This window comes from Micromonospora saelicesensis (assembly GCF_900091575.1).
In the GTDB taxonomy this organism is placed as follows: domain Bacteria; phylum Actinomycetota; class Actinomycetes; order Mycobacteriales; family Micromonosporaceae; genus Micromonospora; species Micromonospora saelicesensis.
The window spans coordinates 235,670-247,005 of the sequence record NZ_FMCR01000002.1 but is presented as its reverse complement, the minus strand read 5'-3'; the positions used below and the strand labels follow the sequence as shown (position 1 = coordinate 247,005).

The 11,336-nt window shown below is 74.8% G+C and carries 12 protein-coding genes; 8 read left to right on the top strand and 4 right to left on the bottom strand.

The genetic code is table 11. The features are described 5' to 3' along the window. Positions 1-80 precede the first annotated feature (80 nt). The 3 genes from lnt (at position 81) to GA0070561_RS09085 (ending at position 3,239) form a co-directional block, all read left to right on the top strand. Positions 81-1,784 carry an apolipoprotein N-acyltransferase gene (gene lnt, locus GA0070561_RS09095; protein ID WP_091398252.1) on the top strand — a complete coding sequence of 568 codons (1,704 nt, stop codon included), beginning with the start codon at positions 81-83 and terminating at the stop codon, positions 1,782-1,784. A gap of 34 nt (positions 1,785-1,818) precedes the next feature. Further along, positions 1,819-2,628 carry a polyprenol monophosphomannose synthase gene (locus GA0070561_RS09090; protein ID WP_244166128.1) on the top strand — a complete coding sequence of 270 codons (810 nt, stop codon included), beginning with the start codon at positions 1,819-1,821 and terminating at the stop codon, positions 2,626-2,628. 92 nt (positions 2,629-2,720) lie between these two features. Then, positions 2,721-3,239 carry an FxsA family protein gene (locus tag GA0070561_RS09085; protein ID WP_091398250.1) on the top strand — a complete coding sequence of 173 codons (519 nt, stop codon included), beginning with the start codon at positions 2,721-2,723 and terminating at the stop codon, positions 3,237-3,239. A gap of 86 nt (positions 3,240-3,325) precedes the next feature. Here GA0070561_RS09085 and GA0070561_RS09080 read toward each other — a convergent pair whose 3' ends face one another. From GA0070561_RS09080 to GA0070561_RS09070, 3 genes are all read right to left on the bottom strand, one after another. Then, positions 3,326-3,667 carry an RNA polymerase-binding protein RbpA gene (locus tag GA0070561_RS09080; RefSeq protein ID WP_091398247.1) on the bottom strand — a complete coding sequence of 114 codons (342 nt, stop codon included), beginning with the start codon at positions 3,665-3,667 and terminating at the stop codon, positions 3,326-3,328. A gap of 231 nt (positions 3,668-3,898) precedes the next feature. Further along, the gene (locus GA0070561_RS09075) at positions 3,899-5,053 is read right to left on the bottom strand and encodes a coiled-coil domain-containing protein (RefSeq protein ID WP_091398245.1); all 1,155 of its coding nucleotides are present in this window, start codon (positions 5,051-5,053) and stop codon (positions 3,899-3,901) included. 26 nt (positions 5,054-5,079) lie between these two features. Next, positions 5,080-6,438, bottom strand: a complete 1,359-nt coding sequence (locus tag GA0070561_RS09070; protein WP_091398243.1) for an MFS transporter — start codon at positions 6,436-6,438, stop codon at positions 5,080-5,082. Between the two features lie 57 nt (positions 6,439-6,495). Between GA0070561_RS09070 and GA0070561_RS09065 the strand changes: the two genes are divergently transcribed. The 3 genes from GA0070561_RS09065 to GA0070561_RS09055 are packed head-to-tail and all read left to right on the top strand — an operon-like array spanning position 6,496 to position 9,360. Next, positions 6,496-7,143, top strand: coding sequence for a TetR/AcrR family transcriptional regulator (locus tag GA0070561_RS09065; protein ID WP_244166127.1), 648 nt, complete (start codon positions 6,496-6,498; stop codon positions 7,141-7,143). A 55-nt stretch (positions 7,144-7,198) separates the two neighbouring features. Next, positions 7,199-8,539, top strand: a complete 1,341-nt coding sequence (locus GA0070561_RS09060; protein WP_091398241.1) for a flavin-containing monooxygenase — start codon at positions 7,199-7,201, stop codon at positions 8,537-8,539. Beyond that, positions 8,536-9,360: an SDR family NAD(P)-dependent oxidoreductase gene (locus GA0070561_RS09055; protein WP_091398239.1), complete on the top strand. Its 825-nt coding sequence runs from the start codon at positions 8,536-8,538 to the stop codon at positions 9,358-9,360. The genes GA0070561_RS09060 and GA0070561_RS09055 overlap by 4 nt, the downstream gene beginning before the upstream one ends. A gap of 9 nt (positions 9,361-9,369) precedes the next feature. Here the strand turns inward: GA0070561_RS09055 and GA0070561_RS09050 are convergent, their stop codons facing one another. After that, positions 9,370-10,020: a LysE family translocator gene (locus GA0070561_RS09050; RefSeq protein WP_091398236.1), complete on the bottom strand. Its 651-nt coding sequence runs from the start codon at positions 10,018-10,020 to the stop codon at positions 9,370-9,372. A 231-nt stretch (positions 10,021-10,251) separates the two neighbouring features. Here GA0070561_RS09050 and GA0070561_RS09045 point away from each other — a divergent pair, with 231 nt between their 5' ends. Then, the gene (locus GA0070561_RS09045; protein ID WP_091398234.1) at positions 10,252-10,740 is read left to right on the top strand and encodes a DnaJ family domain-containing protein; all 489 of its coding nucleotides are present in this window, start codon (positions 10,252-10,254) and stop codon (positions 10,738-10,740) included. Between the two features lie 32 nt (positions 10,741-10,772). Continuing rightward, positions 10,773-11,315 (top strand): GNAT family N-acetyltransferase, encoded by a 543-nt coding sequence (locus GA0070561_RS09040; RefSeq protein WP_091400083.1) that lies wholly within the window; start codon positions 10,773-10,775, stop codon positions 11,313-11,315. Positions 11,316-11,336 lie beyond the last annotated feature (21 nt).

The following is an 11,336-nucleotide window of genomic DNA, read 5'->3' as shown; positions in this document are numbered from 1 at the left end:
GGCGGTTCGTGCCCGACGGCCCGACGCGGCCGGTTCACCCGCCAGCCAGGTAACCTTCGCCCCGTGATCGAGGTGAAGCGGTGACGACCCTGGACCGGGATGAGACGCACACCCCGGCGGCGCAGCCCCGGCCGGTCGTTGCCGGTCGGCCGCTGCCGCTGCGGGTCGCCGTACCCCTGGCCGTGGCCGCCGGGCTGGCCCTGCTGGTGGCGTTCCCCCCGTACGGGGTGTGGCCGCTCGCGCCGGTCGGGGTGGCGCTGCTGGCCGCCGCCGCGCACCGACGGCGGTTGCGCGCCGGCGCTGGCCTGGGCTTCCTGACCGGGGTGGCGTTCTTCGCCCCGCTGCTGGCCTGGACGAACCTGCACACCGGCTACCTGCCGTGGGTGCTGCTGTCGCTGCTGCAGGCCGGCTACCTGGCGTTGCTGGGCGCGGCCACCGCCTGGGTGTCGCCGCTGGTCGACCGCGCCCGCTGGGCGTGGCCGGCGCTGACCGGGCTGCTCTGGGTCGGGCAGGAGGCGCTGCGCGACCGCACCCCGTTCGGCGGGTTCCCGTGGGGGCGGTTGGCGTTCAGCCAGGACAGCTCACCGCTGCTGCGGCTGGCCGCGCTGGGCGGCGCCCCGTTGATCACCTTCGTCGTGGCCCTCATCGGCGGGTTGCTGGTCACCGCCGTGTGGCAGGGCTGGATCACCGCCCAGCGCCACGCACCTGAGCCCACCACCACGCCAGGCGACGCCGTCCCGGGCGCTGACGGCCCGCTGGACGGCCCCGCACGCCCCGGGGGTGCCGTGGCGCGGCGGTGGACGCCTGTGGTCGTACCGGCCGTCGTGGCCGTCGCGCTGACCGCCGGGGGTCTGCTGGTGCCGGTCGCCACCGCCGGGTCCGGCGACACCGTCACCGTGGCGATCGTGCAGGGCAACGTGCCGCGGCTGGGCCTGGACTTCAACGCCCAACGGCAGGCGGTGCTCAACAACCACGTCGACGCCACCATCGAACTGGCCGAGCGGGTCGCCGCCGGGCAACAGCGGCGACCCGACCTGGTGGTGTGGCCGGAGAACTCCAGCGACATCGACCCGCTGCGCAACCCCACCGCCGGCGCGCGGATCTCCCAGGCCGCCGACACCATCGGCGCGCCGATCCTGGTCGGCGCGGTGCTGCTGGGCCCCGACGCCGGGCAGGTCCGCAACGCGGGCATCCTGTGGCGCCCCGGCACCGGCGCGGACCTCGAGCAGCTGTACACGAAACGCCACCCGGTGCCGTTCGCCGAGTACGTGCCGCTGCGCGACGTGGCCCGGATGGTCAGCAAGAAGGTCGACCTCATCCGCAACGACTTCGTGCCCGGAAGCACCCCGGGCGTGGTACGCGCCGGGCCCACCGTGCTCGGTGACGTGATCTGCTTCGAGGTCGCCTACGACGAGGTGGTCCGCGACACCGTCACCGGCGGCGCGCAACTGCTGGTGGTGCAGACCAACAACGCCACCTTCAACGTGGCGGAGGCCCGCCAGCAGATGGCCATGGTGCGGCTGCGGGCGGTGGAGCACGGACGGCCGGCGTTGATGGCCTCCACGGTCGGGGTGTCCGGGTTCGTCGCACCCGACGGGCGGGTAAGCGATGCCACCGGGTTCAACACCCGGGAGGTCGTGGTGCGGCAGTTGCGGCTCGACGACGGACGCACCCTCGCCACCCGCCTCGGCTGGTGGCCCGAGGTGGCGCTCGCCGCGCTGGCCGCGGCGGCCCTGGTCGGCGCGGCGGTGCTGCGTCGGCGGCAGCGGGTCAGGCCCGGATAGCAACAGCCGGTACGCCGGCGGGAGCGGAGGAACCGTGATCCAGGCGACCGATACGATCCGACGCGCGGACGAGGTGCCCGGGGTGGGCCGGGTGCTGGTGGTGATCCCCACCTACAACGAGGCCGACAACATCGCCGTGATCGTGGGCCGGGTCCGGCGGGCCGCCCCGGCGGTGCAGATCCTCATCGCCGACGACAACAGCCCCGACGGCACCGGCGCGATCGCCGACGCCCTCGCCGACGGCGACGCGCACGTGCAGGTGCTGCACCGCCAGGGCAAGCAGGGCCTCGGTGCGGCGTACCTGGCCGGGTTCGGGTGGGCGCGCGAGCGTGGCTACCAGGCGGTCGTGGAGATGGACGCGGACGGCTCGCACGCCCCGGAGGACCTGCCGGCGTTGCTGGACGCCGCCCGCGACGCCGACGTGGTGATCGGCTCCCGGTGGACCACTGGCGCGCGGGTGCTCAACTGGCCGCTGCGGCGGCTGCTGCTGTCGCGCGGCGGCAACCTGTACGCGCGCCTGGCGCTGGGCATGCCCGTCTCGGACGCCACCGGCGGTTACCGGGTGTACCGGATCAGCGCGTTGGACGCGATCGACCTGGATTCGGTGACCTCGCAGGGCTACTCGTTCCAGGTGGAGCTGTCGCGGCTGGCGCACCGGGCCGGGGTGCGGATCGTGGAGGTGCCGATCACCTTCGCCGAGCGGGAGCGCGGCGACAGCAAGATGAGCCCGAAGATCGTGGCCGAGGCGCTGTGGCGGATCACCGCCTGGGGGGTGCGCGACCGGCGCCAGGCGGTACGCCGGGGCCTGCACGGCACCGCCACCGGCCAGGCACGGTGGCCGTGAGCGGGTCAGGCACGGTGACCGTGGGCGCGGCCGTGTCATGCTGGATGAGTGGAACACGTCCGTGGTGTCCGCAGGAATGGCGATGAGGTGAGATGCGCCGAGGACTGAGGTTCGTACCGTTGGCCCTGTTGCTGGCGGTGGTGCTGGAGCTGGCGGTGTTCGTCGGCGTGGGGCGGGCGCTGGGGTACGGGGCGGCGGTGTTGCTGGTGTTCGCCGCGTCCCTGCTGGGGTTGGTGCTGCTGCGCCGCGAGGGGATGCGCGCCTGGCGTGGTTTCCGCGCCTCGGCGGCGGCCGGGCAGCCCCCTGGTGGGCAGGTGACCGACGGGCTCGTCGGGCTGGCCGGTGCGCTGTTGCTGGCGGTGCCCGGCCTGGTCAGCGGGGTGGTCGGGCTGCTGCTGCTGGTGCCGCCGGTGCGTCGACTGGCCCGCGCAGGGGTGCGCCGCGCCACCGAGCGGCGGGTGTCGTCGATGGTCGCCGGTGACCTGTTCGGGCCCCGCACGGTGCGGGTGCGCCAAGGTGCGCCGCAGCCGACCCCGCAGCCGGAACAGCCGGTGGTGGTCGACGGCGGTCGGGCCATCGAGGGCGAGATCGTCGAGCCCGGTCGGCACTGAGACCAGGCCACCTACCGCGCTCAAGGCAGACACGACGGCGCCCCCGGGGAAAACCCCGGGGGCGCCGTCATCGTGCGTCGTGCGGCTCAGGCGCGGCCGCGGCGGGTCCGAACCTCCTGCAGGCGCTCCTCCAGGATGTCCTCCAGCTCGGCGATGGAACGCCGCTCCAGGAGCATGTCCCAGTGGGTACGCGGCGGCTTGGCCTTCTTCTGCTCCGGCTCGTTGCCGTCGACGAGTCGGGCGACGCTGCCGTCGAACTTGCATTCCCAGGTCGTCGGGACCTCGGCGTCGACGGCGAACGGCACCTCGAACTGGTGGCCCTTGGCGCAGAGGTACTCGCGGGTCTGACGCGGCGCGAGCTCCGTGTTGCGGTCGGATTCATAGCTCACCGCGCCAAGGCGGCTTCCGCGCAGCATACGCTCGCCCATGATCGACTTCCCCTCGTTCGTGGTGCTGGTCTTCTGGGTGTAACGGTGCGTCCCCGTCGAGCCATTCCCGCCCGAGGGCGTGAGGCGTCCACGGGTGGGCCGGGACCAAGGGTAGCCGGCCGGGACGCTCACCCGGTGAGGTGATCCCCAGGCGGGTCGGGACAACGGTGTGTGTCCGCTGCCACCGGGGAGGTTAACCGCCTGAGCCTACCGAAGGTTGCGCCACGATCATCAGGTGGCGTCGCCGGGAGCGGCGGCGCCGAGGCGGGCCAGCGCCAACGCCAGGTCACTGACCTGGTCGCCGAGCTGCGCCACCCGCCGCTGGGCCAGGTCCCGGTCGGTCTCGGCGGCGTCGAGTCGTACCGTCAGGGCGGTGCGGTGACCCTCGGCGGTCGCCGCGGCCTGCCGGGCCACGGTCAGCTCGGCGGTGAGCGTGTCGCGCTGGGCGGCCAGGGCCGCCACCTCCGCGCGCAGCCGCGCGGCCAGCTCCGCGGCCTCCTGCCGGGCGTCGTCGGCCTGCCGGGCGGCGACCTCGGCGCGGTCGCGGGCCCGGTCGGCCTGCTCGCGCGCCCGGGCGGCGTCGGCGGCCTCGGCGCGGGTCCGCGCCGCGTCGGCGCGGGACCGCTCGATCTGGCGCCGGACGTCCTGCACCTCGGCCTGCCACCGCCCGGCCCGCTCGGTCGCCTCGGCGGCGGCCCGGCTGGCCCGTTCGGCCTCGGCGCGCAGCGCGTCGCGTTCCACGCTCAGGTCGGTCACCCGCTGCCGTTCGGCGTCGCGCTCCGTGCGCAGGTCCCGCGCCTCGGCGCGGGCCTGGTCGCGGTCGCGCTCGGCCTGGGCGCGCAGCGCCTCGGCGGCGCTGGCGTCGTGGCGCGCCTGGTCGCGGGCGGTCTCGGCGTGCCGCGCCCGCTCGTCGGCGGCGGTGGCCTGCCGCTGCGCCAGTTCGGCGCGCTGGCGGGCGTCGTCGGCCTCGGCGCGGGCCTCGCGGGCCTGCTCGCGGGCGCGCGCCGCGTCGGCCGCCGCGGTCTCGGCGTCGTCGCGGGCCTCGTCGCGTTCGGTCTGCGCCGCCGCGATCTCGGTGGCGGCCTCCGCGCGGACCTGTGCGAGCTGCCGCTGCACACCCACCGGGGACAACTCGGCGTGCAGCGACTCGGTCAACGTCTCGACGATCTGGTCGAGTCGGTCCACCGCCTCCCAGGTGCGGGCCACCTGCCCGGGCAGACCGGGAGCGTTGCGGTGCCGCATCCGAGTGTTGCGGGAGGCGCGCTGGCAGGCGCCGTCGTTGTCGCGGCAGTAGCGAAACGGCCGACCCGCGCCGACACGCTGCGGCACCGGCGCTCCACAGTGGGCGCACGGGCGGGTCTCGGTGGTGCTGGGCTGGGCGTCCATCGAGGGCGAAGTCTAGTGCCGGCCGATCAGCTCGCCGCCCGGGCTGTCGCGTCCAGGGTGTAGCGGCGTTGCAGCAGCAACGCCGCGAGCATCGCCACCGCCGGCAGCAACCCGAAGCCGTAGCGGACCGCCGTGAGCGCGGCGTCCGGCTGCACCGGCGACTCACCGGCCGTCGAGGCCACGAAACCACCAACGGTCAGGCACAGCGCGTACGCGTAGGGGCCCAGGGCCGCGCCGGTGGCCTCGGTGGCCGTCCACACCCCGGTGTAGGTACCGGCCCCGGTGCTGCCGGAGTTGCTGGCGGCGCGGATCACGTCGGGCAGCATCGAGAACGGCAGCAGTTGCATGCCGGCGAACGCGAACCCGAGCACCGCCACCGCGGCGACCAGCACCGGCAGGCCGGCCGGCCGGCCCACCGCCAGCACCAGGGAGCCGATCGCGAACGCGCCCTGCGCGCCGAGCAGCGCCCGCTGCTTGCCGACGCGTCGGGCCACCACCAGCCAGGCCGGGGTGACCAGCAGCGCCGGCGCCACGAACGCGGCCACCAGCACCGTGGTCAGGCCGGGGGCGCGCAGCTCGTACTCGGCGTAATAGGGCACCCCGGCGAGCACCAGGTGGGTGGTGGTGGACATCGCCAGGTACGCGGCGACCAGCCACCGGAACTGCCTGTCGCGCAGCGCCGTGCGCAACGCCCGCCACCCGCCGTGCCCGGACGCGGTGCTGGCCGGCGCGGACCCGCGCAGCCGGGCGATGCCGGCGACACCGACCAGCATGGCCACCAGCATCCCCACGGCCAGGACCACGCCCATCCGCTGGTAGCCGCCCCGCGTCGCGGCGTCGCCGCCGGTGAGCAGCGGGGCCAGCAGCCCGGAGACCAGGATGCCCAGGGTCAGCACCACCATCCGGAACGCCATCAGCCGGGTGCGTTCGTGGTAGCCGATGCGCAGGTCGGCCGGGGTGGACAGGTAGGGGACCTGGTAGGCGGCGAAGAGCAGGTTGCCGGCGATGAAGAACACCGCCACCCACGCCGCGGCCGGCGCGCCGGTCAGGCCGCCGGGCACCGCGAAGAGCGCGGCGAACGCGACCGGCAGGGCGCAACCGAGCAGCAGCAGGCGACGACGGTTGCCGCGTCGGGTCTGCTCGACGTCGGCGCGGTGCCCCACCCAGGGGTGCAGCAGCACGTCGGCGATCTTCGGCAGCAGCAGCGCCAGGCCGGCCAGCCACGGCCCGACGGCCAGCACGTCGGTGAGGAAGTAGAGCAGCAGCAGGCCGGGAACGGTCACCCAGACACCCATGCCGAGCGAGCCGGCCGCGAAGCCCGCCAGGGGCCCGCGCGGCAGCGTCGCGTCGGTGGCGGCCGCGGGCCGCCGGTCCAGCCCGGTCATCGCCGCATCCTCTCCGCAATCCAACGGTTGCTGGATTCTAGGGGCAGAATGGCGGCCATGACCATGCCCCGCCGCCGCCCGGGTCGGCCCCGCCGCGATGAGACCCGGCCGACCCGCGAGGTGGTGCTCACCGCGGCGACCGCGCTCTTCGCCGAGCGGGGTTTCGACGCCGTCGGGCTGCGGGAGGTCGCCGCCGCCGCCGGGGTCGACGTCGCCACTGTCGCGCACCACACGGGTACGAAGGCAGCGCTCTACGACGCGTGCTTCGCCCGGGTGTTCGCCGCCGAGCGGGACGTGCTGACCGAGGCCGCCGAGCAGGCCCGCACCGCTCTCGACGCCGGTCCGGACGCGGCGCGACGGGCCCTGCACGAGCTGGTCGACGTCTTCGTCGACTTCCTGGAGGACCGCCCCGAGACCACCGCGCTGTGGCTGCGCCGCTGGTTGGAACCGCAGCGGCACGCCGAGCTCGACCAGCGCTACGCCGACCCGTTGTACCGGCTGGTCGCGGAGCTGCTCACCGCCGCCGCGGCGACCGGCGCCCTCGCCGAGCCGACCCCGCACATCACCGTGCGCAGTCTGGTGTGGGCGACGCACGGGCACGTGGTGGCGCTGGCCGCGGGCGCGCCCGGCGCTCGGGAACGGCGCGAGTTCCGGGCGTTCGTACACCGCCTGCTCGACGGGCTGTACGGATCACCGACCCCTTGACGGGCCGCCGCCGCGCGACGATTATCCATCGGACGTTGGATTAATGGGGGCGGCAATGGGCGTACCACCTCGGGTGGCGGTGATCGGGGCCGGCGCCGCCGGGCTCGCCGCGGTCAAGGCACTGCGCGACGCCGACGTGCCGACGGTGGGCTTCGAAGCCGCCGAGCAGGTCGGCGGCCTCTGGGTGTACGGGGCACCCGACTCGCCCGCGTACCGCACGCTGCACCTCAACACCAGCCGTGGTCGCACCCAGTTCGCCGACCACCCGATGCCGACCGACTGGCCCGACTACCCCGACCACCGTCGTGTCGCCGGTTACCTCGCCGACTACGCCACGCGCTTCGGTCTGGCCGACACCATCCGGCTGCGCCACACCGTTGAACGGGTCACCCAGCATCCCAACGGCACCTGGACGGTGGCCGCCAGCGGCCCGACCGGCCCGGTCGAGGTCACCGTCGACGCCGTGGTCGTCGCCAACGGGCACAACCGGGTGCCCCGGCTGCCCGACCCCGGCTACCCCGGCACCTGCACCGCCGAGCAGATCCACAGCCACGACTACCGGGGTCCGGAGCAGTTGGCCGGCCGGCGGGTCCTGGTCGTCGGCGGCGGCAACTCCGCGATGGACATCGCCGTCGACGCGTCGTACGCCGCCACCCGTACCCTGCTGTCGCTGCGCCGGGGCGTCTGGGTGGTGCCGAAGTACCTGCTGGGGCGCCCCTCGGACACCCTCAACGGGGCGTTGGCCCGCCGGCTGCCGTGGCGTCTGCGCCAACGCATCAGCCAGACGATGCTGAGCGCCACCGTCGGCAACCCCGCCCGCTACGGGCTGCCCGCACCGACGCACGGCTTCCTGCAGGACCACCCGACGCTCTCCGACGGGTTGCTGTCGCGGCTGACCCACGGTGACGTCGAGGCCCGACCCGGTGTCGCCGCCCTCGACGGCGACCGGGTGGAGTTCACCGACGGCCGCAGCGACAGCGTCGATCTGATCATCTGGTGCACCGGCTACCGCGTGGACGTCCCGTTCCTCGACGCGGCGCTGCTCGCCGGAGGCGCCGACACCCTGCCGTTGTACCGGCACGTGTTCCACCCCGACGCCCCCGGGCTGAGCTTCGTCGGGTTGATGCAGTCCACCGGCTCGGCGTTCCCCCTGGTCGAGGCGCAGGCCAAGCTGATCGCCGCGCACCTCGCCGGCCGGTACGCGCTGCCTGACCCGGAGCGACAGCGCGCCGCGTGCCGGGCCGAACTGCGGGCCGCGACCGCCCGCTGGGGTCAGCGCCGCCCGGCGATGCGGGTGGACTTCGACGTCTACCTGGCCGAGCTGGCTCGGGAGTTGACCGCCGGGACCCGCCGCGCCCGCTCCGGCACGGCACCCTCGGTGGGGGCACCCCGGTGAGCGGCCGAACACTTGCCGGTCGGCGAGTGCTGGTCACCGGGGCGAGTGGGACCTTCGGCCGCCACCTCGGCGCCGCGCTGAGCGCGGCCGGCGCCCGGGTGGTGGGGCTCGACCTGCACGCCCGTCCCGACGACGACGTGCCGGTGCTGGGCTGTGACCTGACCGACCCGGACGCCGTACCGGCGGCGGTGCGGGCCGCCGTCGACCGGCTCGGCGGGCTCGATCTGCTGATCAACAACGCCGGGGTCGGTGGTCCCGCGCCGGCCGAGTTGCCACCCGACGAGGTGGTCCGCCGGCAACTGGAGGTCAACCTGCTCGCCGCCTGGCGCACCACCGCCGCCGCGCTGCCCCCGCTGCTCACCGCACGCGGACGGGTGATCTTCGTGGCCAGCCGGATGGCGGTGCTGCCGCTGCCGCTCGCCGCCGCGTACGGGGTGAGCAAACGGGCCCTGGTCGCCTACGCCGACGCGCTGCGCCACGAGGTGGGCACCCACGTCGGTGTCAGCGTCGTCTACCCGAGCATGGTCGCCTCACCGATCCACGACAGCACCACCGAGGCCGGGCTGTCCCTGCAAGGGGTGTCGCGCCCCGAGCCCGTCGAAGGGGTGGTCGCGGCGATACTGCGGACCGCCACCGCCCGGCGGGCGCCCCGGGACGTGGCGACCACCGCACGCGGCCGGCTGGAGATGGCCGTCGGCCGGCACGCGCCCGCGCTGGCCGACCGGCTGGTACGCCGTACCCTCGCCGCCCGGCTCGCCGCCGGTGACCTGGACGCCGCGCCGCTGGCCGCCGGGATGCTCGGCCGCCACCGGGGGCGCTGACCGCCCGGGTCAGGGCGTGGCGACGGCCGCGCGCGAGCGGTCGGCGGCGATGCGCACGGCCAGCGCCGCGAGCGCGGTGCCGGTCACCCAGCGCTGCACCCGCAACCACACCGGTCGGCGGGCGAAGAACCCGGCCAGCGAGCCGGCGCTGAGCACGATCAGCGCGTTCACGCTCAGCGCCACGACGATCTGGGTCAGACCGAGCAGCAGGCTCTGCGTGGCCAGGTGCCCCCGCGTCGGGTCGATGAACTGCGGTAGCAGCGACACGTAGAGGATCGCGATCTTCGGGTTCAGCAGGTTGGTGACCAGGCCCATGGTGAACAGCCGCCGGGGCGGGTCCGGCGGCAGCGGCGCGGGCCTGAACGGCGAGTGCCCACCCGGACGCAGCGTGCGCCAGGCCAGCCAGAGCAGGTAGCCGGCGCCGGCCAGCTTCACCACCGCGTACAGCGTCGGCACCAGGACGAAGACGGTGGCCAGGCCGGCGACCGCCGCCGCCAGGTAGACGCCGAAGCCTGCGGCCACCCCGAGCAGTGAGACCAGCCCGGCCCGGCGGCCCTGCGCCACCGAGCGGGACACCAGGTAGACCATGTTCGGGCCGGGCGTGAGCACCAGCCCCAATGCCACCAGCGCGATGCCCAGCAGTGCACCCGTACTCACCACGACGTTTCCCCCCCGTCCGATGGATCCCACACCGACCGTAATCGGGATGAACATCCCGACCCAGGGCCACCTGGCAGGCCGTGGCCTGCGATCCGGGGTGATCCACTCGCGTTCGGTGCGACGGCGGCACCGTTGGCGGGAATGCGCACCGTCGCGAGCGTGCTGACCCCTGGCAAGTGCGTGTCGCCGGCCGGAGGCGGCGCGTTACGGTGGCCAGGGAGGTGCCGCACGGTGACCGAGGCGTGGGAAGCGTCAGTGGAGGCGAAGATCCAGGATGCCGTTCAGCGCGGCGAGTTCGACAACCTGCCCGGCATGGGCAAGCCGATCCCCGGTCGGGGGGCGCCGTACGACGAGGCGTGGTGGATCAAGAGCTTCCTGGAGCGCGAGGCGCTCCCCAGTGACCTGCTCCTGCCCACGTCGCTGCAACTGCGCCGACGCATCGAGCAGGTCCCCGACGAGGTCCGTGACCTGCCCACCGAACAGTCCGTCCGCGACTTCGTGGGGCAGTTGAACACGCAGATCGTGGCGTGGCTGCGCTTCCCCGACGACGGCCCCCGGGTCGCGGTGCGCCCGGTGAACACCGAGGACGTGGTCCGCCGGTGGCGCGCCGAGCGGGCCCGGCCCGAGGTCACGACGACCGTCACCGAAGCGGCGGCCGTTCCGCCGCCAGCGCGCCGGCCCCGCCGCAGCTGGTGGCGGCGGTGGCGCCGACGGGGCTGACCGGCGGGCCACGGCCACGGCAGACTGTGCCGATGCTGATCGAATCGCGGTCACCCGACACGCCCTCGACGCCGGGAGTCACGCTGCGTCAGTGGTGCGCCGACGACCTGGATGAGCTGGTGCGGGCGTACCGGGATCCGGTCCTGCGCCGCTGGACGAGAGCTCCGGTGACCACCGCCGCGGAGGCGCGACGGTGGCTGGACGGCGCGCTGCGCGACTGGACCGACGGCCGGCGGTACACCTTCGCCGTCGTCGAAGAACAGGCCGGCGGCGCTCGGTTGGTGGGCAACGTGGTGCTCAAGGGGATCACGCCGGAGCGCCCGGCCCCGGAGGTCGGCTACTGGACGGCGTCGTGGGCACGCGGCCGCGGCGTCGCCCCGCGCGCGGTCACGGCGCTGAGCCACTGGGCGTTCGACCGGTTCCCCGAGGTGGCGCGTCTCGACCTGCTGCACCAGGTGGACAACGTCGCGTCCTGCCGGGTGGCGCAGAAGTGCGGCTTCGTGTTCCAGGAGGTGCTGCCGGCCCGGCCGCCCTTCCCGCTCGACGGCCACCGGCACTCCCTGCACGCCGGCTAGCCGGGCGGCACGCTCGACACC

Coding starts and splice junctions, on each gene's coding strand:
- GA0070561_RS09080 (WP_091398247.1), bottom strand. CDS start 3,667: ATGGGCGAGCGTATGCTGCGCGGAAGCCGCCTTGGCGCGGTGAGCTAT.
- GA0070561_RS09065 (WP_244166127.1), top strand. CDS start 6,496: ATGACCATGCCCCGCCGCCGCCCGGGTCGGCCCCGCCGCGATGAGACC.
- GA0070561_RS09060 (WP_091398241.1), top strand. CDS start 7,199: ATGGGCGTACCACCTCGGGTGGCGGTGATCGGGGCCGGCGCCGCCGGG.
- GA0070561_RS09075 (WP_091398245.1), bottom strand. CDS start 5,053: ATGGACGCCCAGCCCAGCACCACCGAGACCCGCCCGTGCGCCCACTGT.
- GA0070561_RS09085 (WP_091398250.1), top strand. CDS start 2,721: ATGCGCCGAGGACTGAGGTTCGTACCGTTGGCCCTGTTGCTGGCGGTG.
- GA0070561_RS09040 (WP_091400083.1), top strand. CDS start 10,773: ATGCTGATCGAATCGCGGTCACCCGACACGCCCTCGACGCCGGGAGTC.
- GA0070561_RS09070 (WP_091398243.1), bottom strand. CDS start 6,438: ATGACCGGGCTGGACCGGCGGCCCGCGGCCGCCACCGACGCGACGCTG.